33 protein-coding genes and 2 tRNA genes are annotated in these 25,393 nt (G+C 66.5%); 22 read left to right on the top strand and 13 right to left on the bottom strand.

What is annotated here, in order from left to right:
* The first annotated feature begins 1 nt into the window (after nucleotide 1).
* Complete coding sequence (locus ACUVYZ_RS06890; RefSeq protein WP_439933698.1) at nucleotides 2-472, top strand: protein YgfX; 471 nt, start codon at nucleotides 2-4, stop codon at nucleotides 470-472.
* Here the strand turns inward: ACUVYZ_RS06890 and nadB are convergent.
* A complete protein-coding gene (gene nadB, locus ACUVYZ_RS06885; protein WP_439933789.1) occupies nucleotides 466-2,076 on the bottom strand; it encodes an L-aspartate oxidase in 1,611 nt (536 codons plus the stop codon). The genes ACUVYZ_RS06890 and nadB overlap by 7 nt on opposite strands.
* Nucleotides 2,077-2,319: 243 nt before the next feature.
* Between nadB and rpoE the strand changes: the two genes are divergently transcribed.
* The 16 genes from rpoE (at nucleotide 2,320) to ACUVYZ_RS06805 (ending at nucleotide 15,133) form a co-directional block, all read left to right on the top strand.
* Nucleotides 2,320-2,919 carry an RNA polymerase sigma factor RpoE gene (rpoE, locus tag ACUVYZ_RS06880; RefSeq protein ID WP_439933699.1) on the top strand — a complete coding sequence of 200 codons (600 nt, stop codon included), beginning with the start codon at nucleotides 2,320-2,322 and terminating at the stop codon, nucleotides 2,917-2,919.
* Nucleotide 2,920: 1 nt separating this feature from the next.
* Nucleotides 2,921-3,448, top strand: a complete 528-nt coding sequence (locus ACUVYZ_RS06875) for a sigma-E factor negative regulatory protein (protein ID WP_439933700.1) — start codon at nucleotides 2,921-2,923, stop codon at nucleotides 3,446-3,448.
* Nucleotides 3,445-4,410 (top strand): MucB/RseB C-terminal domain-containing protein, encoded by a 966-nt coding sequence (locus tag ACUVYZ_RS06870; protein WP_439933701.1) that lies wholly within the window; start codon nucleotides 3,445-3,447, stop codon nucleotides 4,408-4,410. The genes ACUVYZ_RS06875 and ACUVYZ_RS06870 overlap by 4 nt, the downstream gene beginning before the upstream one ends.
* Nucleotides 4,411-4,414: 4 nt before the next feature.
* On the top strand, nucleotides 4,415-4,858 hold the full coding sequence (locus tag ACUVYZ_RS06865; RefSeq protein WP_439933702.1) for a SoxR reducing system RseC family protein: 444 nt from the start codon (nucleotides 4,415-4,417) through the stop codon (nucleotides 4,856-4,858).
* Between the two features lie 31 nt (nucleotides 4,859-4,889).
* Entirely contained in the window at nucleotides 4,890-6,281 is a 1,392-nt protein-coding gene (locus tag ACUVYZ_RS06860) for a DegQ family serine endoprotease (RefSeq protein WP_439933703.1), read from the top strand.
* Nucleotides 6,274-6,525: a glutaredoxin family protein gene (locus tag ACUVYZ_RS06855; RefSeq protein WP_439933704.1), complete on the top strand. Its 252-nt coding sequence runs from the start codon at nucleotides 6,274-6,276 to the stop codon at nucleotides 6,523-6,525. Before ACUVYZ_RS06860 ends, ACUVYZ_RS06855 begins: the two co-directional genes overlap by 8 nt.
* Nucleotides 6,526-6,638: 113 nt before the next feature.
* Nucleotides 6,639-8,432 (top strand): translation elongation factor 4, encoded by a 1,794-nt coding sequence (lepA, locus tag ACUVYZ_RS06850; RefSeq protein ID WP_439933705.1) that lies wholly within the window; start codon nucleotides 6,639-6,641, stop codon nucleotides 8,430-8,432.
* Nucleotides 8,433-8,450: 18 nt separating this feature from the next.
* The gene (lepB, locus tag ACUVYZ_RS06845) at nucleotides 8,451-9,254 is read left to right on the top strand and encodes a signal peptidase I (protein ID WP_439933706.1); all 804 of its coding nucleotides are present in this window, start codon (nucleotides 8,451-8,453) and stop codon (nucleotides 9,252-9,254) included.
* A 30-nt stretch (nucleotides 9,255-9,284) separates the two neighbouring features.
* On the top strand, nucleotides 9,285-9,638 hold the full coding sequence (locus tag ACUVYZ_RS06840; RefSeq protein WP_439933707.1) for a DUF4845 domain-containing protein: 354 nt from the start codon (nucleotides 9,285-9,287) through the stop codon (nucleotides 9,636-9,638).
* A 38-nt stretch (nucleotides 9,639-9,676) separates the two neighbouring features.
* On the top strand, nucleotides 9,677-10,372 hold the full coding sequence (gene rnc, locus ACUVYZ_RS06835; RefSeq protein WP_439933790.1) for a ribonuclease III: 696 nt from the start codon (nucleotides 9,677-9,679) through the stop codon (nucleotides 10,370-10,372).
* Nucleotides 10,369-11,268, top strand: a complete 900-nt coding sequence (gene era / locus ACUVYZ_RS06830; protein WP_439933708.1) for a GTPase Era — start codon at nucleotides 10,369-10,371, stop codon at nucleotides 11,266-11,268. Before rnc ends, era begins: the two co-directional genes overlap by 4 nt.
* 1 nt (nucleotide 11,269) lies before the next feature.
* On the top strand, nucleotides 11,270-12,004 hold the full coding sequence (gene recO / locus ACUVYZ_RS06825; RefSeq protein ID WP_439933709.1) for a DNA repair protein RecO: 735 nt from the start codon (nucleotides 11,270-11,272) through the stop codon (nucleotides 12,002-12,004).
* On the top strand, nucleotides 12,001-12,744 hold the full coding sequence (gene pdxJ / locus ACUVYZ_RS06820) for a pyridoxine 5'-phosphate synthase (protein ID WP_439933710.1): 744 nt from the start codon (nucleotides 12,001-12,003) through the stop codon (nucleotides 12,742-12,744). The genes recO and pdxJ overlap by 4 nt, the downstream gene beginning before the upstream one ends.
* Nucleotides 12,741-13,118: a holo-ACP synthase gene (gene acpS, locus ACUVYZ_RS06815; protein ID WP_439933711.1), complete on the top strand. Its 378-nt coding sequence runs from the start codon at nucleotides 12,741-12,743 to the stop codon at nucleotides 13,116-13,118. Before pdxJ ends, acpS begins: the two co-directional genes overlap by 4 nt.
* Nucleotides 13,119-13,133: 15 nt before the next feature.
* Nucleotides 13,134-14,222 (top strand): beta-N-acetylhexosaminidase, encoded by a 1,089-nt coding sequence (gene nagZ / locus ACUVYZ_RS06810; RefSeq protein ID WP_439933712.1) that lies wholly within the window; start codon nucleotides 13,134-13,136, stop codon nucleotides 14,220-14,222.
* Entirely contained in the window at nucleotides 14,219-15,133 is a 915-nt protein-coding gene (locus tag ACUVYZ_RS06805) for a cation diffusion facilitator family transporter (protein WP_439933713.1), read from the top strand. The genes nagZ and ACUVYZ_RS06805 overlap by 4 nt, the downstream gene beginning before the upstream one ends.
* 19 nt (nucleotides 15,134-15,152) lie before the next feature.
* Here the strand turns inward: ACUVYZ_RS06805 and efp are convergent, their stop codons facing one another.
* Nucleotides 15,153-15,719, bottom strand: coding sequence for an elongation factor P (efp, locus tag ACUVYZ_RS06800; protein WP_439933714.1), 567 nt, complete (start codon nucleotides 15,717-15,719; stop codon nucleotides 15,153-15,155).
* 65 nt (nucleotides 15,720-15,784) lie between these two features.
* On the opposite strand from efp, the gene ACUVYZ_RS06795 reads away from it, so the two are divergent.
* From ACUVYZ_RS06795 to ACUVYZ_RS06775, 5 genes are all read left to right on the top strand, one after another.
* On the top strand, nucleotides 15,785-16,444 hold the full coding sequence (locus ACUVYZ_RS06795; protein WP_439933715.1) for a uracil-DNA glycosylase: 660 nt from the start codon (nucleotides 15,785-15,787) through the stop codon (nucleotides 16,442-16,444).
* Nucleotides 16,445-16,469: 25 nt separating this feature from the next.
* On the top strand, nucleotides 16,470-18,290 hold the full coding sequence (uvrC, locus tag ACUVYZ_RS06790; RefSeq protein ID WP_439933716.1) for an excinuclease ABC subunit UvrC: 1,821 nt from the start codon (nucleotides 16,470-16,472) through the stop codon (nucleotides 18,288-18,290).
* Between the two features lie 26 nt (nucleotides 18,291-18,316).
* Nucleotides 18,317-18,889, top strand: coding sequence for a CDP-diacylglycerol--glycerol-3-phosphate 3-phosphatidyltransferase (gene pgsA / locus ACUVYZ_RS06785; protein WP_439933717.1), 573 nt, complete (start codon nucleotides 18,317-18,319; stop codon nucleotides 18,887-18,889).
* Between the two features lie 60 nt (nucleotides 18,890-18,949).
* A tRNA-Gly gene (locus tag ACUVYZ_RS06780) sits at nucleotides 18,950-19,024 on the top strand.
* Nucleotides 19,025-19,088: 64 nt separating this feature from the next.
* A tRNA-Cys gene (locus tag ACUVYZ_RS06775) sits at nucleotides 19,089-19,162 on the top strand.
* A gap of 10 nt (nucleotides 19,163-19,172) precedes the next feature.
* Here the strand turns inward: ACUVYZ_RS06775 and ACUVYZ_RS06770 are convergent.
* From ACUVYZ_RS06770 to ACUVYZ_RS06720, 11 genes are all read right to left on the bottom strand, one after another.
* On the bottom strand, nucleotides 19,173-20,393 hold the full coding sequence (locus ACUVYZ_RS06770) for a hypothetical protein (protein ID WP_446033048.1): 1,221 nt from the start codon (nucleotides 20,391-20,393) through the stop codon (nucleotides 19,173-19,175).
* A gap of 5 nt (nucleotides 20,394-20,398) precedes the next feature.
* On the bottom strand, nucleotides 20,399-20,653 hold the full coding sequence (locus ACUVYZ_RS06765) for a DUF4224 domain-containing protein (protein WP_439933719.1): 255 nt from the start codon (nucleotides 20,651-20,653) through the stop codon (nucleotides 20,399-20,401).
* A gap of 183 nt (nucleotides 20,654-20,836) precedes the next feature.
* Complete coding sequence (locus tag ACUVYZ_RS06760; RefSeq protein ID WP_439933720.1) at nucleotides 20,837-21,658, bottom strand: DNA cytosine methyltransferase; 822 nt, start codon at nucleotides 21,656-21,658, stop codon at nucleotides 20,837-20,839.
* Nucleotides 21,655-22,014: a hypothetical protein gene (locus ACUVYZ_RS06755; RefSeq protein WP_439933721.1), complete on the bottom strand. Its 360-nt coding sequence runs from the start codon at nucleotides 22,012-22,014 to the stop codon at nucleotides 21,655-21,657. Before ACUVYZ_RS06755 ends, ACUVYZ_RS06760 begins: the two co-directional genes overlap by 4 nt.
* Nucleotides 22,004-22,243, bottom strand: coding sequence for a hypothetical protein (locus tag ACUVYZ_RS06750; protein WP_439933722.1), 240 nt, complete (start codon nucleotides 22,241-22,243; stop codon nucleotides 22,004-22,006). Before ACUVYZ_RS06750 ends, ACUVYZ_RS06755 begins: the two co-directional genes overlap by 11 nt.
* A gap of 350 nt (nucleotides 22,244-22,593) precedes the next feature.
* Nucleotides 22,594-22,833, bottom strand: coding sequence for a hypothetical protein (locus ACUVYZ_RS06745; protein WP_439933723.1), 240 nt, complete (start codon nucleotides 22,831-22,833; stop codon nucleotides 22,594-22,596).
* Between the two features lie 100 nt (nucleotides 22,834-22,933).
* On the bottom strand, nucleotides 22,934-23,272 hold the full coding sequence (locus ACUVYZ_RS06740) for a hypothetical protein (RefSeq protein ID WP_439933724.1): 339 nt from the start codon (nucleotides 23,270-23,272) through the stop codon (nucleotides 22,934-22,936).
* 59 nt (nucleotides 23,273-23,331) lie between these two features.
* On the bottom strand, nucleotides 23,332-24,156 hold the full coding sequence (locus ACUVYZ_RS06735; protein WP_439933725.1) for a DUF2303 family protein: 825 nt from the start codon (nucleotides 24,154-24,156) through the stop codon (nucleotides 23,332-23,334).
* The gene (locus tag ACUVYZ_RS06730) at nucleotides 24,156-24,497 is read right to left on the bottom strand and encodes a hypothetical protein (RefSeq protein WP_439933726.1); all 342 of its coding nucleotides are present in this window, start codon (nucleotides 24,495-24,497) and stop codon (nucleotides 24,156-24,158) included. Before ACUVYZ_RS06730 ends, ACUVYZ_RS06735 begins: the two co-directional genes overlap by 1 nt.
* Before the next feature lie 29 nt (nucleotides 24,498-24,526).
* Nucleotides 24,527-24,937 (bottom strand): putative quorum-sensing-regulated virulence factor, encoded by a 411-nt coding sequence (locus tag ACUVYZ_RS06725; protein WP_439933727.1) that lies wholly within the window; start codon nucleotides 24,935-24,937, stop codon nucleotides 24,527-24,529.
* Nucleotides 24,938-24,945: 8 nt separating this feature from the next.
* Complete coding sequence (locus ACUVYZ_RS06720; RefSeq protein ID WP_439933728.1) at nucleotides 24,946-25,389, bottom strand: single-stranded DNA-binding protein; 444 nt, start codon at nucleotides 25,387-25,389, stop codon at nucleotides 24,946-24,948.
* Nucleotides 25,390-25,393 lie beyond the last annotated feature (4 nt).

The raw sequence follows: 25,393 nt of genomic DNA, 5'->3' as shown, positions 1-25,393 counted from the left end.
CGTGGAAAGGCCCGCCGCAGAGGTTTCCCTGCGCCCGTCCGCCGCGCTGGCCCTGGTGCTTTCGGCGGGACACGGGACGGCGGCGGCAACCCTCTTTCCCCTGGATTTGCCGGCGGCGGCGAAGGTCCTGCTGGGGCTCGCCCTCCTCGTGAGCGCCGTGGCCTCCGTGGCCCGGCACGCCTGGCTATGGGGTTCCAGGGCTTGGGTGAGGCTGCGGGTGGGCTCGGACCTGGGCGCGGAGCTGGAAACCCGGGCGGGGAAGAGAATCGCCGGGAGGGTACTGCCTTCGACCTTGGTCCATCCCTGGCTCCTGGTGGTCCGGGTGGCGCCGGAAGGGGGCGGGCGGGAGCGGGCGGTGGTGCTGCTCCCCGACTCGGCGGACGCGGACGGCCTACGGGCGCTGCGGGTGGTGCTGCGGTGGGGGACCGCCCCGCCGCCGGTTGCGAAGAAGGGCGCGGCGATCGATCAATAAAGCGGGGCCCGCTGCCGCAACGGGCGCCGGGGCGCGTCGGGCACCAGCACCGTATTGGAGGCGGTGGGGAGCGGCTGGGGGTAATCCCGGCTATAGTGCAGCCCCCGGCTCTCCCGGCGTAAGGAGGCGCTTTTCACGATCAAGTCCGCCGACAGCACCAGGTTCCTCAGCTCCAGCAGGTCGCTGCTCACCCGGAAGTTGGCGTAGTATTCCTCGATCTCCTCGCTGAGCAGCCGGATCCGGTGCCGGGCCCGCTCCAGCCGCTTGTCCGTACGCACGATGCCCACGTAGTCCCACATGAAGCGGCGCAGCTCGTCCCAGTTGTGGGAGATCACGATCTCCTCGTCGGCGTCCGTCACCCGGCTCTCGTCCCAGGCCGGCAGGGGCACGGCGGGCTGGGGTCCCTGGCGCAGGATGTCCTCCGCCGCCGCCCGGCCCATCACCAGGCACTCCAACAGCGAGTTGCTGGCCAGCCGGTTGGCGCCGTGCAGGCCAGTGTGGGCGGTCTCCCCGATGGCGTACAGGCCCGGCAGATCGGTACGCCCGGCCACGTCCGCCATTACGCCGCCGCAGGTGTAGTGGGCGGCCGGGACCACGGGAATCGGGTCCCGGGTGATGTCGATGCCGAGCTCCTTGCACCGGGTATAAATGGTGGGGAAATGGCTTTTCAGGAATTCGGCCGGCTTGTGGGAGATATCTAGATAGACACAGTCTAAACCCCGTTTCTTCATCTCGAAGTCGATCGCCCGGGCCACGATGTCCCGGGGAGCGAGCTCCGCCCGCTCGTCGTGCCAGGGCATGAAGCGGGTCCCGTCGGGCAGCCGCAGCACCCCCCCTTCCCCCCGCACCGCCTCGGAAATGAGGAAGGATTTGACATGGGGATGGTAAAGGCAGGTGGGATGGAACTGGATGAACTCCATGTTGGCCACCCGGCATCCCGCCCGCCAGGCCATAGCGATGCCGTCCCCGGTGGCGGTATCCGGGTTGGTGGTATAGAGGTAGACCTTGCCGGCGCCGCCCGTGGCCAGGATGACGAAATCGGCCGCAAGGGTCCGCACCTCCCCCTGCTCCCCGTCCAGCACGTAGAGGCCATGGCACCGGTTGCCCGGCAAGCCCAGCTTGGCGGCGGTAACGAGATCCACCGCCATGTGCCGCTCCAGCAGGGTAATGTTAAGATGCTCCCGCACCTTGGCCTCCAGCGTGGTCTGCACCGCCCGGCCGGTGGCGTCGGCGGCGTGGATCACCCGGCGCACGCTGTGCCCCCCTTCCCGGGTGAGGTGGTAAGCCCCTTCGTTTTCCTTGTCCCGGGTGAAGGGAACCCCCTGGTCAATGAGCCATTGGATGGCCTCCCGCCCGTGCTCCACCATGTAGCGGACCACCGTCTCGTCGCACAGGCCCGCCCCGGCCACCAGGGTGTCCCGAAGGTGGGATTCCAGGGAGTCCTCCTGGGACAGGACTGCCGCGATGCCTCCCTGAGCCCAGCTGCTGGCCCCGTCCAGGAGGGTTTTCTTGGTGATGAGACCGACCCGCTTGTGCTCCGCCAGATGCAAGGCGGCCGTCAGGCCGGCCAGGCCGGTGCCGATGATGGCGACGTCGAAGCGCAACAAGACCGATTCCTTCGCAGTTGAACCCGTGCTGGCCCCATTTTAGGGGCGTCCGCGTAAAATGTCCGCGCGAGAAAAATAACCCTGTAGCCGGCTGAACTAATGGCTCGCCTCCTTGTCTTTTGAAACAACGGAGTAGGGCGGCGTTCGTGAGGCCCGGGTGGGTTATACTAAGCGAGCCGCGCGAAAGGCGCGGTTTTTTTTGATAGCCCATCCTAGCTCAAGCCTCAGGAACTCCAGCCCATGGGTGACCGGGAGATCGACCAGACGTTGGTCGAGCGGGCGCAGCGTGGTGATAAGCACGCCTTCGACTTGCTGGTCAGCAAGTACCAGCGGAAGCTGGCCCGGCTCTTGTCCCGCTTCATCCGGGACCCCGCCGAAATCGAGGACGTGACCCAGGAAGCCTTTATCAAGGCCTACCGGGCCCTACCTTCGTTTCGGGGTGACAGCGCTTTCTATACGTGGCTGTACCGGATCGGGATCAACACCGCCAAGAACTACCTGGTGGCGATGGGGCGGCGGGCCCCCACCACCACGGAATTCGAGGCCGAAGAGGCGGAGACGTTCGAAGACGCGGAGCAGTTGAGGGACGTCAACACGCCGGAAGCGGAACTCATGAGCAAGCAGATCGCTCAGACGGTGAACGACTCCATGGCGGCGCTGCCCGAGGAACTGCGCACCGCCATCACGCTTCGGGAAATCGAAGGTTTGAGCTACGAAGAGATCGCGACCATCATGGGTTGCCCCATCGGGACGGTGCGCTCGCGGATCTTCCGGGCACGCGAGGCGATCGCAGCCAACCTGCGACCGCTACTGGGTACCAGCAAGGACAAGAGGTGGTGAAGTGAAGCAGGAGATCTCCGCGTTGATGGACGGGGAGCTCGAGGCCGACCAGGCCCGGATAGTGATCGGGCGGCTGGGCAGCGATTCGAGCCTTCGGAGCGAATGGGCGCTATATCACCTCATCGGAGACGCGCTGCGGGAACAGGCGTTCGCGGCCTTCGACGTTGAGGAGCAGGTGCACCGGCGGCTGACCGAGGAACCCACCGTACTCGCGCCGCGGCGCTCCCTGGCGAGAAGCGTGCGGCTCTACGCCCTGTCGGCGGCGGCTTCGCTCGCTGCGGTGGCGCTGGTGGGATGGGTCGTGCTCCAGGGGCAGTCCGAGAGCGAGCGACCCGCCTTTACCCGGCCCGCCTCGGTGATCGCCGGCGGCCCGTGGACCAGTCCCGCCCTGCAGGTCCCCCCGCCACCCCTGGGCAGGCTGAACGACTACCTGCTGGTCCATCAGGGCCATTCCCCGAGCACCCAGATCCAGGGCATGGCCACCTACGTCCGGGCGGTGTCCCATCCCGAGGCGGAAGCCCGTCCATGATCCGCTGGGCGCTGTTGGTTGCGCTGGCGCTGGGAGCCCTCCCTGCGGCGGCGGCCGACGGCGGCGACGGCCTCGCCTGGCTGCAGCGCGTCGCCAGCGCCGCGCGCACGGTCAACTATGTCGGCACCTTCGTCTATCAGCACGGCAACCGGGTCGAATCCTCCCGCATCATCCATCTGGTGGATGAGACCGGCGAACACGAGAAGCTGGAAACCCTGGACGGTCCGCCGCGGGAGATCATCCGCCACAACGACGAGATCTATTGCTACTTCCCGGAGGCGAAGCGGCTACGGATCGAAAAGGGGCTGCCCCGGAAGACCTTCCCAGCCTTGCTGCCGGATCAGCTCTCCGCGCTCGCCGAGAATTACCACGTGCGCCTGGGCGGGCGCGAGCGCATCGCGGGCTACGAGTGCCAGGTAATCCTCCTGGAGCCCAAGGACGGGCTGCGCTACGGGCACAAGCTTTGGGCCGACGTGGGATCGGGCCTGCTGATCAAGGCGATCATGTTCGACGACAAGGGCCGGGTGGTGGAGCAGTTCGCCTTCACCCAGGTGGAGATCGGCCGTCCCATCGATCGGGCCCTGCTTCAGCCCAAGTACGAGGCCCGCGCCCTGGTACAACAGGAGAACGTGATGACCGATGGGCAAGGCGCCGCCAAGCCATCGGGCTGGGTCATCCGGGATCCTCCGCCAGGCTTCAAAAAGGTTCTGGAAGCCAGGCGCATGCTGGGCGCGAAGCCACGCCCGGTAACCCACATCATGCTGTCCGACGGGCTAGTGGCGGTGTCCGTGTTTGTCGAAGCGGTGGAGACCAATCCGCCGGCGATCCACCGCCTGTCCAATCAAGGGGCCATCAACGTCGTCTCCCGGGTGGTGAACAACCACTTGATCACGGTGGTGGGCGAAGCGCCCGCCGTCACGGTGATGAAGATCGCCAATTCCATCGCCCATCAAGACCAGTAGACCGATGTTGGAATCCCGGGCACGGGTCATCGAACGCCGTGGAGAAGCCGCGCTGATCGAGGTCCTGGAGCAGGCGGGCTGCGGCGTCTGCGTAACGGGCAAAGCCTGCGGCACGACGCAGCTTGCCCGGTGGCTGTCTTGGCGTCCCCGGCAGCTCGAGGTGGCTAATCCGATCCAGGCCGGGCCGGGAGACGAGGTGATCGTGGCGGTGGAAGACGGAAAGCTCGCGCGCAGCGCGGCTGCGGTGTTCGCCCGGGCGTTGGGGCTGGTCCTCGTCGGGGCGGTGGTAGGTTTCCTGGCCGGCGGGGGAGGAGACGCCTTGGCCGCCGCCGGGGCCGCGGCCGGCCTGGCGGGAGCTTACGTTCTGATTCGCCGTTCGGGACGGACCCAGGTCCACGCCCACCAAGCGCCGCGCATCGTGCGCGCGGTGCGCGCAACAAATCTGTGATAATCGCCGTTTCCTGGAGGTCATCCGATCCATGTTGAGCCGCCTGACGTTTCTTTTTTCCGCATTGCTCCTCGCTTTTGCTGTAGCCGCGAAGGAGCTTCCCGACTTCACCGGCATCGTCGAGCAAAACGCCGCGGCGGTGGTCAACGTGAGCACCACCCAGACGGTCAAAAGCGGTGCACCTCAGTTGCCCAATATTCCAGAGGACGATCCTTTCTACGAGTTCTTCCGCCGCTTCGTACCCAACTTTCCCTATCTGCCCCGGGAATTCCAATCCCGCTCCCTGGGCTCCGGCTTCATCATCAGCCAGGACGGCTACATCCTCACCAACGCCCATGTGGTGGACAGCGCCGACGAGATCATCGTGAAGCTGGTGGACAAACGGGAGTTCAAGGCCAAGGTGATCGGCGCCGACAGGCGCACCGACGTGGCGCTGATCAAGATCGACGCCCAGGGGCTGCCCACGGTGCGCTTCGGCGATCCGAACAAGCTCAAGGTGGGAGAGTGGGTGGTGGCCATCGGCTCCCCCTTCGGGTTCGAGCATTCCGTGACCGCGGGCATCGTGAGCGCCAAAGGACGGTCGCTACCCCAGGAGAACTTCGTGCCCTTCATTCAGACCGACGTGGCCATCAACCCGGGCAATTCGGGGGGGCCGTTGTTCAACATGCAGGGCGAGGTGGTGGGCATCAACTCCCAGATCTACAGCCGCACCGGCGGCTTCATGGGATTGTCCTTCGCCATCCCGATCGACGTGGCCATGGACGTCGCCGACCAGCTCCGGGCCCATGGCAAAGTGCGGCGGGGAAAGCTCGGGGTGGTGATCCAGGAGGTCACCCGGGACCTGGCCGAATCCTTCGGATTGTCCAAGCCCATGGGAGCGCTGATCGCCTCGGTGGAGAAGGGCAGCCCGGCGGAAAAAGCCGGCCTGGAGGTGGGCGACATCATCCTCAAATACGACGGCAAGCCGGTTGCCTCCTCCAGCGACCTGCCGCGCATGGTGGGGTCCACCAAGCCGGGGACCAAGGTCACTGTGCAAGTCTGGCGCAAGGGGGCGACGAAAGACGTCCAGGTCACCGTAGGCGAGCTGCCCGAGGAGCAGGTGGCGAAGGCCTCGGGTCGGCAAGGGGAGCGGGGAAGCGCCGCTGCCGATCGCTTGGGCCTGGTCCTCTCCGATCTGCCGGCGGACAAGAAGAAGGAGCTGGGGGTCGACGGCGGCGTGCTGGTGGAGGACGTGAAGCCCGGCCCCGCCGCCCGGGCCGGCATCCGCCCGGGGGACGTGATCCTCGGCATCAATAACGAGGACGTGAAAAGCGTGGAGCAATTCCGCAAGATCGTCGGCGGGATCGAGAAGGGCCGCCACGTGGCGCTGCTCGTGCGCCGGGGGGAGAGCACCACCTTCCTGACGGCCAGGATCGATGGCTGAGACGATATCCCTCACCCTCTACAGCCGGGCCTACTGCCACCTGTGCGAGGAGATGGAACGGGCGCTGGCAGCCCTCGCCCCCGTCCTCGGGTTCCGGGTGGAGGTGGTGGACGTGGACGCCGATCCCCGGCTCGAGCGTCGCTACGGCGAGCGGGTGCCGGTGCTGGCGGCCGGCGAGCGGGAGTTGTGCTGCTACCGCCTCGACCTCCAGGCGCTTGATGCATACCTCGCGGAAATTCGCTAAAATTCACACCTTCCAATGACTTGGGCACTCGCGCGGTGCCCTTTTTTTAAGCCCGCGACCCGCGCCGGGGGCGGGATTCCGGTCGGGGCAGGCCCGGCTTTTTCCGGAACCGGATGCAGCACATTCGCAACTTCTCGATCATCGCCCACATCGACCACGGCAAGTCCACCCTCGCCGACCGCCTGATCCAGCTCTGTGGCGGGCTTTCGGATCGGGAAATGGAGGACCAGGTGCTCGACTCCATGGAGCTCGAGCGAGAGCGCGGGATTACCATCAAGGCCCAGACGGCGGCGCTGGAGTACACGGCCCGGGACGGCCGGCGCTACCTCCTGAACCTGATCGACACGCCGGGCCACGTGGACTTCTCCTACGAGGTGTCCCGGTCGCTTGCGGCGTGCGAAGGGGCGCTCCTGGTAGTGGACGCCTCCCAGGGCGTGGAGGCCCAGACCGTCGCCAACTGCTACACCGCCATCGAGCAGGGCATCGAGGTGGTGCCCGTACTCAACAAGATCGACCTGCCTTCGGCGGAGCCGGACCGGGTGATCGGGGAAATCGAGGACATCATCGGCATTCCGGCCCGGGACGCCCTGCGCTGCTCGGCCAAGAGCGGGGAGGGGGTGCCCGAAGTGCTGGAGGCGATCATCCGGCGCATCCCGCCGCCCGTCGGGGACCCGGAGGCGCCCCTGAAGGCCCTGATCATCGATTCCTGGTTCGACAACTACGTGGGCGTGGTCATGCTGGTGCGGGTGGTGGACGGGGTCCTGCGCCCGAAAGACCGGATCCGCTTCATGTCCACCGGCGCCGAGTACCTGTGCGAGCAGGTGGGGGTGTTCACCCCCAAATCCATGGCCAAGGACTGCTTGGGCGCGGGGGAGGTGGGGTTCGTCACCGCGGGGATCAAGGAGCTCACCGCGGCGCGGGTCGGCGACACCGTGACCCACGCCGCCCGGCCAGCCGCAGGCCCGCTTCCCGGCTTCAAAGAGGTGAAGCCCCAGGTGTTCGCCGGGCTCTATCCGGTGGACGCGGGCGACTACGGCGCCCTGCGCGACGCCCTGGAAAAGCTGAAGCTCAACGACGCGTCGCTCCACTTCGAGCCCGAGACCTCCCAGGCCCTGGGCTTCGGCTTCCGCTGCGGCTTCCTGGGCCTGCTGCACTTGGACATCGTGCAGGAGAGGCTGGAGCGGGAATACGGGATGAACTTGATCACCACCGCGCCCACGGTGGTCTACCAGGTGCTGCTGCGCGACGGCACCGAGCTGCACATCGAAAACCCGTCGCGCCTTCCGGAGTCCTCCAAGATCGAGGAGATCCGCGAGCCCGTCATCACCGCCCACATCCTCCTGCCCCAGGACTACGTGGGCCCGGTCATCACCCTGTGCGAGGCGCGGCGCGGGGTGCAGCGGAACATGCAGTACCTGGGGCGGCAAGTAATGCTCACCTACGAGCTGCCGCTCAACGAAGTGGTCATGGATTTCTTCGACCGGCTTAAGTCGGTCTCCCGCGGCTACGCCTCCCTGGACTACGAATTCAAGGAGTTCCGCGCCTCCGACCTGGTAAAGCTGGACATCCTGATCAACGGGGAGCGGGTGGACGCCCTATCGGCCATCGTGCACCGCTCCGGAGCCCAGGCCCGGGGGCGGGAGCTGGCGGCCAAGATGCGGGAGCTCATTCCCCGGCAGATGTTCGACGTGGCGGTCCAGGCGGCCATCGGCTCCCAGATCATCGCCCGGGAGACGGTCAAGGCGCTGCGCAAAAACGTGCTCGCCAAGTGCTACGGCGGCGACGTGACGCGCAAGAAGAAGCTGCTGGAGAAGCAGAAGGCGGGGAAGAAACGCATGAAGCAGGTGGGCAGCGTGGAGATTCCCCAGGAAGCCTTCCTTGCGGTGCTGCGGGTCGAAGGCAAATAAACCAACCCAGGAGACCGGATGAACTTCGCGCTGGTGATGCTGATCCTGCTCGTCGTGACCGGCGGGATCTGGCTGCTCGACCGGCTCGTGCTGGCCAAACGCCGGGGCCCGCACCGCAAGGAACCCTGGTGGGTGGAGTACCCGAAGAGCTTCTTCCCGGTGATCCTGCTGGTCTTCGTGTTGCGCTCCTTCCTGGTGGAGCCGTTCAAGATCCCCTCGGGATCGATGATCCCGACCCTGCTGGTGGGGGACTTCATCCTGGTGAACAAGTACACCTACGGCATCCGGCTGCCCGTAGTCAATTGGAAGATCATCGAGGTCAATTCCCCCCGGCGGGGAGAGGTCATGGTGTTCCGCTATCCGGAGAACCCCTCCCTCGACTACATCAAGCGCGTGGTGGGCCTGCCGGGCGATCGGGTCGTCTACCGCGACAAGCGGCTCATCATCAATGGCCAGCCGGTCAAGATGGTGAAAAACGGCGAGTACAGTTACGTGGAAGGCGGGCTCAACCTGGTGAGGGCCCTGCTTTTCACCGAGTATCTGGGCGGACATCCCCACGCGGTGCTCATCAACCCGTCCGCCCCGGACTTGCAGCTCGCCGGGGTGCGCCAGTTTCCGTTCCGCGACAATTGCACCTACAATGAGGATGCCATAAGCTGCACGGTGCCGCCGGGGCACTATTTCGTTATGGGCGACAATCGGGACAGCAGCAGCGACAGCCGCTATTGGGGGTTCGTGCCCGACAGCCACGTGGTCGGGAAGGCGTTTCTGATCTGGTGGAACTTCGGCGACTTCAAGCGGATCGGCACCGTGATCCGCTGAGCCGCGGGGGAGCCCGCGCGAGGAAAGCGTATGCACAGGCAGCAAGGCATCACTCTCGGTGGTTTTCTGGTGGTGGCGGTGATCCTGGCCTTCGGGGCGCTGCTCGCTTTCAAGGTAATCCCCCACTACATGGAATTCTGGGCCATCAAGAAGACCATGACGGCCACGGTACGCGACCCCACCCTGCAGGAGGCTTCGGTGGCGGAGATCCGCAGCGCCTTCGACAAGCGCGCCGACATCGACAACATCACGGCGGTGAAGGGCCGGGATATCGCGGTGAGCAAAGAGGGCGGCGCCCTGGTGCTCAGCGCCAGCTACCAGGTGAAGGTGCCGCTCTTCGCCAACGTGAGCCTGCTGATCGACTTCAGCTACTCGACCCGATGACCGCTGGTCCGCCCGCCGGCGCGCCCGCGGGCCGCAGGATGGATGTGGACGCGCTTTGCACCCTGCTTGGCTACGCCTTCACCGATCCGTCCCTGCTGCGCCAGGCGCTCACCCACCGCAGCCACAGCTCGCCCCACAACGAGCGGCTGGAATTCCTGGGCGACAGCGTCCTCAACCTGGCGGTGGCGCGGCTGCTGTATGCCCGCTTCCCCCAGGCCCCCGAAGGGGCCCTTTCCCGGCTGCGGGCCAACCTGGTCAACCAGCAGACCCTGAGCGCCCTGGCGGTCCACTTGGGACTGGGGGAGTTGATGCGGCTCGGGGAAGGGGAGGTGAAGAGCGGCGGCGCCAGGCGCCCCTCCATCCTGGCGGACGCCCTGGAGGCGATCTTCGGCGCCATCTACCTGGACGGGGGCTTTGAGCCGGCGGAGCAGGTAATCCGGCGCCTCTTCGAGCCCTTCCTGGAGCGGTTGGACCTCAAGACCCTGGGCAAGGACCCCAAGACCCAGTTGCAGGAATTCCTCCAGGGCCGGCGGCTCGCGCTGCCCCAGTACACCGTGGTGGCGACCCACGGCCGGGCCCACGAACAGCACTTCGTCGTGGAGTGCCTGATCGAGGAACTGGGCATCCGCTGTCTGGGCGAAGGGCCGAGCCGCCGCAAGGCGGAACAGGAGGCGGCCCGCCAGGCGCTGGCCCAGGTGGAAGGTGGTGAGCCCCAAGGACGCGAAGCCCGATGAGCGCGACCGCCCCTGGCTTCAGGAGCGGCTATGTGGCCATCGTCGGCCGGCCCAACGTGGGCAAGTCCACCTTGCTCAACTGCCTGGTGGGCGCCAAGATCAGCATCGTCTCTCCCCGGCCCCAGACCACCCGCCACCGGGTGCGGGGCATCCTGACCACCGGGGACGCCCAGCTCGTCTTCGTGGACACCCCCGGGTTCCAGACCCTGCACGGGGGCGCGCTCAACCGGGCCCTCAACCGCAGCGTGGTGCGGACGCTGGAGGACGTGGATGTGACCTTGGTGGTGGTGGAGGCGTTGCGCTTCAACGCGGGCGATCGCCAGGTGGTGGGACTGCTCAAGCGGGACCGGCCCGCCATTCTGGCGATCAACAAGGTGGATCTGGTCAAGGACAAAGGGCTGCTGCTGCCCTTCATCCAGCAGGCCGCCGAGACCTACCCTTTCGCCGAGATCGTGCCCGTCAGCGCCGAAAAAGGCGCGGGTGTCGAGGACCTGGTGGCGACGATACGGAAGTACCTCCCGGAAGGACCGCCCCTCTACGATCCGGGGGAGATGACCGACGCCAGCGAACGGTTTCTCGCCGCCGAGCTCCTGCGGGAGAAGCTGTTCCGGCTGCTGGGCGAGGAGCTGCCCTACGCCACCACGGTGGTGGTGGAGGAGTTCAAGGACGAAGGGGATCTGAAACGCATCCACGCGGTGGTCTACGTGGAAAAGGATTCCCAGAAGGCCATCGTAATCGGGCGCAAGGGCGAAAAACTCAAGGAGATCGCGAGCCTCGCGCGTCTCGACATGGAGCGGCTCTTCGGGACCAAGGTCTTCTTGGACGTGTGGGTAAAAGTGCGCCGGGGATGGTCCGACGACGAGAGGATGCTGAAGAGCCTCGGCTTCGAGTCCTAGGATGAGCGACACGGCGGGCGGGCGTCACCCGGGGGAGCAGGAGGCGGGGTTCGTGCTGCACACCTACCCCTACCGGGAGACGAGCCTCATCGTGGAGGCGCTCACCCGGGGCCACGGGCGCCTGCCCATGGTGGCGCGGGGGGCTCGCCGGCCCAAGTCCCAACTGCGGGGCCAGTTGCTGCCGTTTCAGCCCCTCCTGCTTTCCTGGACGGGGCGGGGAGAGCTCAAAACCCTGGTACGGGCAGAATGGGTGAGCGGCCAGCCGCCCCTGGAAGGCCAGGCCCTCATCTGCGGCTTCTACCTGAACGAGTTGCTGATACGGCTTTTGCCTCGGGAGGATCCCCACGAAGCGCTGTTCGACCACTACCGGGACGCCTTGGTGGCGCTAGCCCGGGGGAGCAGCATCGAAGGCATCCTGCGCCGGTTCGAGACCCGCCTGCTCAAGGAGCTGGGCTATGCCATGGTGCTGGACCGCGACGTCCAGACAGGCGAGGCGATCGACCCCGGCGGACGGTATACTTATCTGCCAGAGCGGGGCCCGGTGCCCCTTTCCGAAGGCGCGGGGGAAGAGCCGGTGCTTTCTGGCAAGACGCTCCTCGACATGGCCCAGGACCGCTACGACGACCCCCAGACCCAGCAGCAGAGCAAGGCCCTGATGCGCACCCTCATCAACCACCTACTCGGCGGCCAGCCGCTGCACACGCGGCAGTTGCTCAAGGAGCTGCAGCAGCTATGATCGAGCTCGGCGTCAACATCGACCACGTGGCTACTTTGAGACAGGCCCGCGGCACCCGCTATCCGAGCCCGATCGAAGCGGCACTGGTGGCCGAGACGGCCGGAGCGGACGCCATCACCCTGCACCTGCGGGAAGATCGGCGCCACATCCAGGACCGGGACGTGGAACTCCTGCGCCAGGTGCTGCACACCCGCATGAACCTGGAGAGTGCCGTCACGGCCGATATGCTAGCCTTCGCCGCCCGGGTAAGGCCCCACGACGTGTGCTTCGTGCCCGAGCGGCGCCATGAGCTCACCACCGAGGGCGGTCTGGACGTGGCCGGCCGCTTGGACGAGGTGCGGGAAGCCTGCGCCCGCCTTGCGGGGGAGGGGATTCGAGTGTCCCTGTTTGTCGATCCCGACCCGCGCCAGATCGACGCGGCGGCCCGGGCGGGGGCCCCGGTGATCGAGATCCATACCGGGCGCTACGCGGAGGCCCGGACGCCCGCGGAACGGAACCAAGAATTGGAGCGGGTCGCCCGGGCGGTGGTCCACGGGCTCGGGCTGGGCCTCAAGGTCAACGCGGGCCACGGGCTCAATTATCACAACGTCCAGCCCATCGCCGCCATTCCCGGCATTGCCGAGCTCAACATCGGCCACGCCATCGTGGCCCGGGCGATCTTCGTCGGGCTGGCCGAGGCCGTGCGCAGCATGAAGGCCCTCATGCGCGAGGCGGCGGGCCGAGGGACCGGGCCCCGGTGATTTACGGCATCGGCACCGACATCGTCGATACCCGGCGAATCGAGCGGCTGTTGGAGCGCTACGGGGAGCGCTTCGCCCGGCGCCTTCTCACCTCCCTCGAGTGGGAACGCTTCCAGGGCAGCCGCCGGCCCGCGGCGTACCTGGCGCTGCGCTTCGCCGCCAAGGAGGCCTTTTCCAAAGCCATGGGAACGGGGTTCCGCACGCCGGTGCTTCTGTCCCATATTTCCGTGGTCCAGGACCGCCTGGGCAAACCCAGGCTGGTCTTCCATGGAGCCCTGGAGGCCTACATGCGGGAACGCGGCATCGCCAGCCATCACCTGACCTTGAGCGACGAGGCGCCTTTCGCCTGCGCCGTGGTCGTCCTGGAGCGCTAAGCCCGGAGGTTCTCCATGTCCCTCGGTCCCCTCATGCTGGACGTGCAAGGCTCGATCCTCACTCCCGAGGACGAGGGACGGCTCGCCCATCCGGGCACCGGCGGAGTGATCCTCTTCAGCCGCAACTATCAGGACCCGGGCCAGCTTTCCCGGCTCACCGCCGCCATCCATGCACTGCGTGCTCCTCCGCTCTTGATCGCCGTGGACCACGAAGGGGGGCGCGTTCAGCGCTTCCGCGAAGGCTTTACCCGGCTTCCCCCGATGCGCAGCCTCGGCCGGCTGTGGGACCGCAATCCCCACCGGGCCCGGCTTCTCGCCGAGCAGACGGGCTACGTGCTAGCGGCGGAGCTGCGGGCGTGCGGGGTGGATTTCAGCTTTACCCCGGTGCTGGACCTGGACTACGGGGCGAGCACCGTCATCGGCGACCGGGCCTTCCACACCAATCCGGATGCGGTGGCCGAGCTGGCCCAGGAACTCGTGCGGGGCTTAAGGCGCGCCGGCATGGCCGCCGTGGGCAAGCATTTCCCGGGGCATGGATTCGTGGCTGCCGACTCCCATACGGAGCTGCCTACCGATGAGCGGCCGTTCGCCGATCTGGCCCTGGCGGACCTAGTCCCCTTCCGCCGCCTGGCGGAGCAGGGGCTTGCAGCCATCATGCCGGCCCACGTGGTCTATCCGGCGGTGGACGCCAGGCCTGCGGGGTACAGCAAGGTCTGGCTGCAGCGCATCCTGCGCCGGGAGCTGGGCTTCGAGGGCGCGGTCTTCAGCGACGATCTGTCCATGGCGGGGGCGGGGTGCGAAGGCGATCCGGTGGCCCGAGCGCGGGCGGCCCTCTCCGCCGGCTGCGACATGGTGCTCGTGTGCAACGACGCTCCGGCGGCCGAGGCCGTGCTGAAAGGGCTGAAGGACGAGCTCCCGGCGGTGAGCCTGGCCCGGCTGGCGCGCATGCACGGCCGTCCGGGGCCCGTCTCTTGGAAGCGTCTGCGGGAAAACGCGGACTACCTGGAAGCAGTCCGGGCGGTCTCCGCCCTGGCCGCGGAGGCGGCGGAGCTTCCCCTGCTGCCCGACCCAACGAGCCCTCCCGGCTGCAACGATTCGCCATGAGCCACGCCCATGGACATGGAAACCCACTTTCCCGCCTGGGCTGGGCCCTGGGGGTCACCCTGGCGTTCTCCGGCGTAGAGGCCGTGGGCGGCTGGTGGTCCGGGTCCCTGGCTCTACTCTCCGACGCAGGGCACATGCTCTCCGACGCCCTGGCTCTCGGCCTGGCGCTCCTGGCGGCCTGGGTGGCCCGGCGTCCCCCTTCCCGCCGCCATACCTACGGGCTCATGCGGGCCGAGGTGGTCGCCGCCCTGGCCAATGCGCTGCTCATGCTGGCGGTGGTGCTGGGCATCGCGGTGGAGGCGGTGGAGCGGACCCAGGACCCGCGCCCCGTGGCCGGGTTTCCCGTCATGGTGATCGCGGCAGTGGGGCTCCTGGTGAACCTGGGGGTGCTGTTCATCCTCGGGCAGTCCCACGGCGGGCTCAACGTGCGCGCGGCGGCGCTCCACGTGACAGGGGATCTGCTGGGCTCGGCGGCGGCGCTCACCGCGGGGGCGGTAGTGTACTTCACCGGCTGGACGCCCATCGACCCCCTGCTCGCCGTCGTGGTTGCCTGCCTTATCCTCGCCTCCACGGTTCAGGTGGTGCGGGGGGCGTTGACCATCATCATGGAAGGCGTGCCATCGGGCCTGGACCTGGAGGGGGTGGGACGGGCGATGACGGAGGTGAAAGGGGTGACCTCGGTTCACGACCTGCACGTCTGGACCGTGGGATCGGAGCAGGTGATCCTTTCGGCCCACGTCGTCCTCGACGACCTCAAGGAATGGCCCCGGGTGCTTGCCGAGCTGCAGCGGATGCTGCGCACCCGCTTCCGCATAGGACACGTGACTTTGCAGCCGGAGGTGCCGGTCCGGCCCGAGGCCGCCAGCGCGATGCGCATCCCGATCGTCCCCGCCGGCGGACGGCATTCCTGAAGCCGCGGCGCGGGGCGGATCAGCCCCGCTCCATGTACTCGCCCGAGTCGGTGCTGACCTTGATGCGCTCGCCTTCGGACACGAACTGGGGCACCATCACGGTAAGGCCGGTCTCGGTTTTCGCCGGCTTGAACGTGGCCGTGGCCGTGGCGGTCTTGATTCCCGGCTCGGTCTGCGTGACGGTGAGCACCACGGTGGGGGGGAGCTGGACGCCGATCGGCCGATCGTTGTGGAAATTGATTTGCACGTCGGTGTTGGGCAGCAGGAACTCCTTCTGACCTTCGAGCAGGTCTTCCGGAAGGGAGATCTGCTCGAAAGTCTCCTTGTCCATGAACACGTAGCTCGTCCCGTCGTTGTACAGGTACTCGAAGTCCCGGCTCTCGACGAAGGCGCGCTCCACTTTCTCGTCGGTGCGGAAGCGCTGGTTGGTCTTGGTGCCGCTTTCGATGTCCTTCATCTCCACCTGCATGAAAGCGCCGCCTCGCCCGCCCACGTGGACGTGGTAGGATTTGAGCACCCGCCACACGCGCTTATCCCACTCGATCAGGTTGCCGGCCCGGATTTCGGTCGCTAAAACTTTCGCCATGGGTCGTCCGTCCAAAATCAAATCTTTAATTTTACACCAGACGAAGACGCCCACAGGATGCCCGAGTGCACGGGACCCGTTCGTTTGACCTTTCCTGCCGCCGCTGCGCGCGGCTCGCCCGCTACTTGGACCGGGTGCGCCGGGAGCACCCGGCCTATCACGCCAAGCCCGTGCCTTCTTTCGGCGACGCCCGGCCCCGGTTGCTGGTGGTGGGCCTCGCGCCGGGCCTCCATGGCGCCAACCGCACCGGACGCCCGTTCACCGGCGATCACGCGGGCCGGTTGCTCTACGAAGCGCTCCACCGCCACGGCTATGCCAGCGCCCCGGTGTCGCGCAGCGGAGACGACGAGCTCACCCTCATGGGCGCCCGCATCACCAACGCCGTGCGCTGCGTACCCCCGGAGAACAAGCCGACGACCGGGGAAGTGGGCAACTGCAACTCCTTTCTCGCGGAGGAGCTAGCCCAGATGCCGCCGCGGCGGGCCGTGCTGGCCCTGGGCGTCATCGCCCACGGAGCGGTGCTCAAGGCACTCGGGCTGCGCCCAGGTGCATACCGCTTCGCCCATGGCGCCGTGCATGCCCTCCCCGGGGACACGACCCTCTTCGATAGTTACCATTGCAGCCGCTACAATACCCAGACAGGCCGCCTGACGCCCGCCATGTTCGACGCCGTCTTCCGCTCGATCGGAGAGTACCTGGCCGGGCTTTCGAAAGCTTCCGGCTGAAGCAGACCGTCCTCCGCCGCCAGTCTTGACTTCCGCGACGATCCCTTCCTTCGACCCGCAAGCGTTCGTGTCCGGGCTGCCCCATCTGCCCGGGGTGTATCGCATGCTCAACGCGGCGGGAGAGGTGATCTACGTTGGCAAAGCCCGGGATCTCAAGAAGCGGGTCACCTCGTACTTCACCAAGACAGCTCACGGGCCCCGCATCGCCCACATGCTGGAGCAGACGGCCGGCATCGAGATCACCGTGACCCGCTCCGAGGCGGAGGCGCTGCTTCTGGAAAACAACCTCATTAAAAGCCTCAATCCCCGCTACAACATCCTGTTCCGGGACGACAAGTCCTATCCCTACATCGTGGTCACCGGCCATGAGTTTCCCCGGCTCGCCTTCCACCGAGGACCGCTGGAGCGGGAGCACCGCTACTTCGGACCCTTCCCCAACGCCGGCGCGGTGCGGTCCAGTATCCAGCTACTTCAGAAAGTGTTCAGGATCCGCACCTGCGAGGACAGCGTGTTCGCCAACCGCAGTCGTCCTTGCTTGCTGCACCAGATCAAGCGCTGCACCGCCCCTTGCGTCGGGCTGATCGGCAAGGAGGCCTATCAGGAAGACGTGCGCAACGCCATGCTGTTCCTGGAGGGCAAGCAGGAGGAGGTGCTGCAGGCCCTCGCGCGACGCATGGAGGAGGCCTCGGAGCGGTGGGCTTTCGAGGAGGCGGCTGTCTACCGTGACCAGATCCAGGCACTCAGCCGGGTCCAGGAACGCCAGTTCATCGCCAGCGGCAAGGCAGTGGACGCCGACGTGATCGGGGTCACTTTCGCCGGCCTGGAGACGTGCGTCAACCTGGTCATGATCCGCAGCGGCATGCACCTGGGCGACAAGAGCTTCTTCCCCCAGAACGCCCAAGGCTACGATGCCGCCGCCACGCTGGAAGCGTTTCTCGCCCAGCACTACCTCACGCGACCGGCGCCGCCGCTCATCGTATTGGACGCGCCGGTGGACGTGGATGCGCTTTCGGCCGCGCTCAGCGAGCGCAGCGGCTATCCGGTGCAGATACAGACGCGAGCGACGGGCGAGCGCAAGGCGTGGCTGGAAATGGCGGTGCGCAATGCCGAGCTGGCCCTGGCCCAGCGCTTGGGGGCCCATGCTGCCCAGGAAGCCCGGGTTCAGGCCCTGCAGCAGGCCCTCGACCTGCCGTCGCCGCCGCGCCGCATCGAATGTTTCGACGTGAGCCACACCATGGGGGAGGCCACCATTGCCGCCTGCGTCGTGTTCGAGGACCACGCCATGAAGAGCGGCGAATACCGGCGGTTCAACCTCCACCCCGCGACGCCGGGCGACGACTACGCGGCCATGCGCGAGGTTCTCACGCGCCGTTACCAGAAGCTGGTGGCGGGGGAGGGCAAGATTCCCGACCTCATCCTCGTCGACGGGGGGCTTGGCCAGGTGAACGCCGCCCGGGAAGTACTCGCCGACCTGGGCTTGGGCGATCTCCCGGTGATCGGTGTGGCCAAAGGAGAAGGGCGCAAACCCGGCACTGAGGAGCTGGTTTTTCCGAAAGGGGGGAAGCGGATAAAATTGGCGCCGGACAGCGCTGCGCTCCACCTGGTGCAACAAATCCGGGACGAAGCGCACCGGTTCGCGATTCAGGGACACCGGGCCCGGCGCGGCAAGGCCCGGGCTTCCTCGCCCCTGGAAAAGATCCCTGGGGTCGGACCTAAACGCAGGCGGCGATTGCTCGCCCGTTTCGGAGGCTTGCGCGGGTTGCTCGCCGCCAGCGTGGAAGAGCTGGCCAAGGTGGAGGGCGTAAGCCGCGAGCTGGCCGAGCGGATTTACCGTCACCTGCACTGAGGTTGAGGCGCTTCTCCCTTCGCCCGATGACGCTCAATATCCCCAACCTCCTCACCTGGCTGCGGATCTTGCTGATTCCGGTGTTCGTGGGCGTTTTCTATTTTTCCAACTATACCCTGAGCCCCTACGCCAAGAACGTCGCCGCGACCCTGATCTTCGCCCTGGCGGCCGTTACCGACTGGCTGGACGGCTATCTCGCCCGGGCCTTGGGGCAGACTTCCGCTTTCGGCGCATTTCTGGACCCCGTCGCCGACAAGCTCATGGTGGCCGCGGCCCTCATCGTCCTGGTGGAGCTCGCCAGGGTCGACGCGCTCATCGCCCTCATCATCATCGGGCGCGAGATCGCCATCTCGGCGTTGCGGGAGTGGATGGCACGCATCGGGGAGGCGAGGAGCGTCGCCGTGTCCCTGCTCGGCAAGGTGAAGACCGCGGCTCAGATGGCAGCCATCCTGTTGCTACTCTATCAAGATCACCTGGTCCTCGGGGTCACCGGGCAGGGGCTGGGGACGGTACTCATCTACCTAGCGGCGGGTCTTACCCTATTGTCAATGGCCTACTACCTCAAGGTGGCCCTTTCCCGGGTGGTCGACCGGGTGTGAATAGGCGGTCTTCCGCTTGACATGCAAGGCACGCTCTTTATAATTTATTCTTGATTTTTCGCGGGAATAGCTCAGTGGTAGAGCACAACCTTGCCAAGGTTGGGGTCGCGAGTTCGAGCCTCGTTTCCCGCTCCAAGTTTTCCAGGGAAAGCGCGGGCTTTCCCTTTTTCATTGCCTAGCGTTATTCCACGGGCAATCCGGCGGGGTGGCAGAGTGGTTATGCAGCGGCCTGCAAAGCCGTGGACGCCGGTTCGATTCCGACCCCCGCCTCCAAGGAATTCAGTCACTTATAAGTGCCATCGTCCGTTCCGGTGGCCGGGAGTTGAGAAAGTACTTTCTCAACTCCCTCCGGCTTTGACGGGCTCACCGGGTCCACGAGCTCGCCCACGCGCTCGCGCACGTAGTCGGCCGTCTGCTTTTCGGTGGTGTGCCCCAGGAAGCGGCGGGTCTCGGCCATGCCGGCCTTGCGCTCTTTGTCGGTGGCGGCCTTGGGCCTCAAGTCGCGAAACTGGAAGGGAAACCACTCTAGCGCGAGCTCCTGCACGGCCGCCGTGCCGAGCTGCGCCGTCAGCCGCTCAATCGTCTCCTTGGCCTTCGCCCGGGCCTGGTGGAACCGGTAGCGGAATTTCCCCTGGAGCAGGATGCGCTGGCCCGCCTCGTCGCACAGGATGGTCTGGCCGACGATGCCGCGGGCCCGGATGCGCTCCAGCAGCAGCTTGAGGGGACCGGTGACCCGGATGCGCTTGATCCTGACCCCGCTTTTGGACGTCTTGGGCATCTTCACCCACAGCTCTTCGCCGCCTTCCGGCGACTTGTGCAGGTCGGCCCACTTGAGCGTCAACGCCTCGGTCGGCCGCAATCCGCAGAGCAGCGCGAGATCCATGCAGTCGCGCACCAACGGATCCGCGTGGCTGTAGACCAGCCAGTAGAGGGCATCGGAGACGTACACCTCCCGCCCTTCCTCGATCGGCAACTGCCGCAGAATCCCTTCGATCGGGTTCGGGGCGCGCATCCAGCCGCGCGCCCGGGCCCAGTTGCACAGGACAGAGACGAATTTCACCTCCTTCTTCGCCGACACCTTGGAGGAGCGGGCGTCGAAGTAGCGCAGGAAATGCTCGGGCAGCAGGGCGTCGATGGGGGTCTTGCCGAAGACCGGCCCCAGCGCCCGCCAGTAGGCCTGCCGGTCGCGCAGGGTGCGCGGCGAGAGCTTGCTCGCTTGCGTGTTTTCCGCCCAGGCCATGTAGCGCCGGTAGATGGCTTCGAGCGAGAAGTCCTCGGCGCTTAAGCCCGCCTTGTGCCGCGGGGTGTGTTCGAGCCTGGCCCACTCGACCTTGGCCCGCACCAGATCGGTGCCCAGGGGGATGAGGGGCCGCCTGCCGTCCGGCGCGGGCGGGCATTGATAGTAATAGGCCACGTGTACGCGCCCGCGGCGGTCGCGCCATTGCCGCGGGACCATCCTGGGGGGAAGGTCCGGGTATTTCTTCCTTGGGCGGGGCATGAGCATGAAGCTTACCTCACCTTGGAAAAATCGGGTGCGCCGACCGCCGGGACAAGGCGGGCGAGGTCGATGCCCGCGAGCTTGAACCGGGCGTAGAAGCGCCCCACGATCGGCTCGCCAGCCGCGTTGGTCTCGAAGCGCCAGCCCTTCTCTTCCAGCCACTCGATCTGGTCTCGGCTACGGGCGCGCCCGGTGATGCGCCTCAGCTCTTCGGGCGTGAGGGCTTCGCTTTCGATGGGAAGCTCGACCTGGATCGACCCCGTCATTTGCCCTCCAGCGCCCGCATCCGCCGCTCCAGCTCGTCGATCCGGCGCCGCAGAGCGGCGAGGCTCCCGCCTTGGCGGTGAAACCGGTTCCGGCACCCGACCGAGCAGAACCGCGCCCAGGGGCGCTTCGGCTGAAACTGGCCCTGGCATACGGGGCAGGTCCGGGGAGCGGCTACGGATGCATTAGAATGCATTTCGCTCGCCACTTGAGTCGGGGAAGGTGATTGGGGAAGCCCGCAGCGCCATCGCGCGCACGACCGCCCAGGCCACGGCGCGTCCCATGGCGAGCGGCACGCCGTTGCCGATCGCCTTGATCTTCCCGGCCACGGTCATGCCTGGCAGGTCGAAGTCGGGCGGCAGCCCCTGGGCGACGATCGCCTCGCGAAGATAGGCGGAGGTCTTGGCGCCGTAGATGTAGCCCGTTTCCGTCCGGCCGCCGACGCGGCGGATTTTCTTGCGCTTGGGCTCGCCGCCCCGGGTGACGCTCACCCAGCGCCCGCCGCTCGCGAGCACCGCAGGCAGCGGATCCGGGCGATGCAGCGCCTCCAGCTCCACGCGCAGCGGCCGACCGTCCGGGGTGCCGAAGGAAAAGCGCCGCAGGCGCATGGTCAGCCCGCCGCACCAGACGTCGCGGATCAACTGGTCGTGGACCGCATAGCCCGCGACCTTCGGCACGGGGCCTTCTGGCACCATCTCCATCAGGAACCACTGCGGCCGCGCTGCGGCGACGCAGCGCTCGAACTCTGGCACGAGGTCGGGCGCCACCTTCTCCGGGCCGTAGACGTGGCGCACCAGGTTCGCCAGGCGTGAGTGGGCCTGGCACGGCGGGCCGCCTATCACGCCATCGAAACGACCCGCCGGCGGGTGGAAGCGGCGGATGTCGCCGCCCCACAGCAGGTCCGGGCCTCTAACTACGCAAAAGCCCGCCTCCTCGAAAGCACGGTCGAGGAGCCCGATGCCGGGAAAGAGGGACAGGACCAGAGGGCCAGCCGAGTAGCGCCTCATTGCTCCGTCTCCTTTTTGCCCGCCCACCAGTCGCACCCGGGCGGATGGTCGGCTTCGAAGCCCGCTGCAATCGCAGCCTTGATGCCGCGTCCTTTTGCCGCTTGGTCAAGGAACGGCGCGAGCGCCTGTCGCGCGGCATATGCACGCTCGCTGCGCTCCGGGTCGATCATCCACAGGCAGCCGAAGGCGAACTCAACCGCCGTCTGCATCTCTGCCATCCGGCGCAGCGCAATCGTCTGCTCGTCCAAGCGTTCCGCCGCTTCGGTCAGGGCGGCATTGGCCACGCCGTCGCCGCTTTCTACGGTCCGCGCCAGTTCGTACAGCGCGGCGCTCAGGGTTTTCGTTTCACTTCGCATCTGTTTTCCTCTGCGGCATGCACGTCTCCCTAAATGCGCGCAGCATTTCCGCAGCCGCGCCATGCTCGACCCAATGGCCAATCGGGCAAAACGGATTGCTGTCGGCCTCGGCAATGAGCGCGGCGAGAGTGGCGCGCATCCACTCAATTTCCTCAGCAGCCTCAACGCCAACGGTCTGGTCGCAGTGGTGCGTCCCAATCGTGCGCAGGTTGTGCAGTAGCAAGTCCATGTCAATCCTCCTCTTGTGCTCCAGCCGCCCAACTATCGCCCGCAGCGGACCGGCCGCCTGCGGCGTCCGATCCGCTGAGACTGGCGTTGGGCGTCATTTCCGTATTGAGCCAGTCGCACAGCCGTGTCTTCCCGTGGCATCGCATGCACGATTTCGGATCGACGCCGCCGCATGTAGGGCATCCGCGTTTCTTGCTTGCGCTAAGCCTTTCCATTTGTCCTGTCCTTGTTTGGCGGCAGGCAGCTGGCTGACCGGAGTCGAACCGGCTTTTCCTCATGGAGACGGCTATCCCGGGGTCCATTCTCCACTTGGTGAGCTTCCTTTCTCCTCAGCCCGCGCCTGCCATTGATCTATACGCCTGGCTCTCGCTGCACCCTGTTGCGGTTCTTGAGCAGCTCCTCAAGGAGCACCGGCTTGCCGTTCACGACGTAACTCACCCGCTTGTATTTGTTGCGGGTGACCTTTTCTACGGTGCCGACCCAGGAGAGATCTGGGCTCATCAGCGGGCGCACCGTCACCTTGTCTCCCACGGCGAAGTACTGCCGGCTCCAATACAGCGGTCCCCGCTTTGGGAGCTTTTCTTTTTCCATCTCCGGCCCCCTCAAAAAAGGGCTAGGCGGCGCAGCTCCCGAAGGGTGTCAATGAAGGGTCGGATGCTCATTTCGGGTTCTCCTGTGTGGGTTGATTGGGTCACTTCTTTTCCCGCATGACGGTGAGGAGCACCGGCCAGTACTCGCCCTCCTCGAAGGCGAACATGAGGCCCAGGTGGTGGTAGCGGCCCTTTTTCACCCGGGCGCGGTCCCGCGCTTCCTGGGCGACGCGCACCAGCCAGGCGTGCAGACCCTCGTTCGGCAGCCGCGTGCGGATCCACGCTTCCATGGCGCAGTAGGAAGCCCGGTCGATGGCGTGGCCGGAGATGTCGATCCGCGGGAACGTGGTGCCGCGGCGCTTGAGCTCGGCCTCGGCGATCGCCGCCTTGGGGTGGAGCTTCAAGAACGCCGCGGCCTGTTGGAGGTCCAGGGTGATCATGGCCGTCCGTGGGGTGCTCGCTGGATCATGATCGCTTGTCCCTCCGTGCGGATTGCCGCTCACTCGGGCGAACCGTAGAGAATCTTGATCCCGGTGGCCTGCTCGATCCGCTGCCAAATGTCCTTGAAGGCCACCTCCAGCACTTTTTGCGGGCGGATGAGCTCGTACCAGATGGAGAGCTGCCCCTCCTGGAGCCGGTAGCGCAGCCGCGCTTGGATGGGGTATGTCGTGGCCTCCAGCCCGGAAAAGACCGGGATGCGGAGGGTGAACTGCTCCGGGATCTTGATCTTGCCGGCATCGCCCCGGCCGGCGCTGCCTTCCATCAGCCGGTAATAGGTGAACTCGGTATGACCGTCGGTCAGGCGCACCGCCTTGTCGAAGCTCACCCGCTCGGCGACCCGGAAATTGACCGCCATTTCCAGCATCGCCGCGCCCGCCGGGGACTCGAAGTCGGGTAGGTTGTCCTCCACGAACAGGGCGAAGTCGATCTGCGTCATCTTCTGCTTGTGCTTGCTGTGCCAGGCGGACCACTCGTCGGAGTAGGCGCAAACGAAAACGGCCCGGTGGTCCCGGAAGCCCGGCTCCTTCGCGGTGTGGTCGTTGAACACCGCAACGAACTGGGCGGGCCGCAGGCTCCCGTAGATCACGCTGTCCGCCTGGTGGCGCTGGAAGTAGGCGACGAAGCTCGCCTCGTCGTGGAGCTTTACCGTCCCGCTCTTGCGGTGGGGGCGGGTGAGTTGCTTGTCGAGCAGGTGAAAGTCGTAACCCTGCGGAACCAGAGCATAGGGCAACCCGTCGGCCAGCGGGTTCTTCTTCGCTTCGCCGAGCGCGGCGCCCGCGGCAAGGAGGGCGGCCGCATCTTGATGTTCCTTGAGATCAGTCATCAGGCGGCTCCTTTCTGGTTGTCCACGGCGACCGTCACGCCCGGCAGGTCGGGCTGACGCTGCTGGTGGCGGGACAGGTTGCCTTCTGGGGTGGCGAAAAAGACGGTGGACTCGCGCTCCCCCTTGGGGAGCTTGAGGGCGATCTCGTCCTCCACCAGGATGGGCGCCTCCGCGAGCCCCCGGGTGGAGAAGGGTTTAATCGTGAGGATGAGCTTGAGCTCTGCGGCCTTGCCATGTTCCTGGACGGCGGCCACGGCCTCGTGGAGCTTGACCGCGAGCTCGTCCAGGGTCTGGCCGCCGCGCAGCTCCCGAAGGGTGTCAATGAAGGGTCGGATGCTCATTTCGGGTTCTCCTGTGTGGGTTGATTGGGTCACTTCTTTTCCCGCATGACGGTGAGGAGCACTGGCCAGTACTCGCCCTCCTCGAAGGCGAACATGAGGCCCAGGTGGTGGTAGCGGCCCTTTTTTACCCGGGCGCGGTCCCGCGCTTCCTGGGCGACGCGCACCAGCCAGGCGTGCAGGCCCTCGTTCGGCAGCCGTGTGCGGATCCACGCTTCCATGGCGCAGTAGGAAGCCCGGTCGATGGCGTGGCCGGAGATGTCGATCCGCGGGAACGTGGTGCCGCGGCGCTTGAGCTCGGCTTCGGCAATCGTCGCCTTGGGGTGGCCAGAGTTCACCATCCACCGCAGGTAGGAGACCGGGAGCCGGGTATAGGGCACCCCCGCATGGCGCCCGAAGTCGCAGATGAGGTTATGGGTGTTGATGTCGTTCATCGTGCCCATGGCCCGTCTCAGAAGGGGATGTCGTCCTCGAAGTCGTCGAAGGCCGATCCGGTGGCCTTGGGCTTGTCTGCGCTTTCCGCTTGCTTCGCTTCTCTGCGCTCGGCCGGTTCGGCCTCGCCGCGCTTGGCTCCGAGCATCTGTAACCGCTCGACCACGATCTCGGTGGTGTAGCGGTCCTGGCCCTCCTTGTCCTGCCACTTGCGGGTGCGGATCTTGCCCTCCGCGTACACTTGGCTGCCTTTCTTCAAGTACTCGCCGGCGATCTCGGCAAGCCTCCCCCAGGCCTGGCAGCGATGCCACTCGGTGCGCTCCTGCTTCTCGCCGCTCTTGTCCTTCCAGGTCTCGTGGGTGGCGAGGGAGAAGGAGGCGACCGGCGAGCCGTCGGGCAGGTAGCGAAGCTCAGGGTCGCCGCCCAAGTGACCCAGCAGAATGACCTTGTTGACCGATGCCATGCTC

The organism is Pelomicrobium sp. P1 (assembly GCF_052805615.1).
The sequence above is the reverse complement of the archived record's forward strand: the minus strand, read 5'-3'. Positions and strand labels throughout refer to the sequence as shown.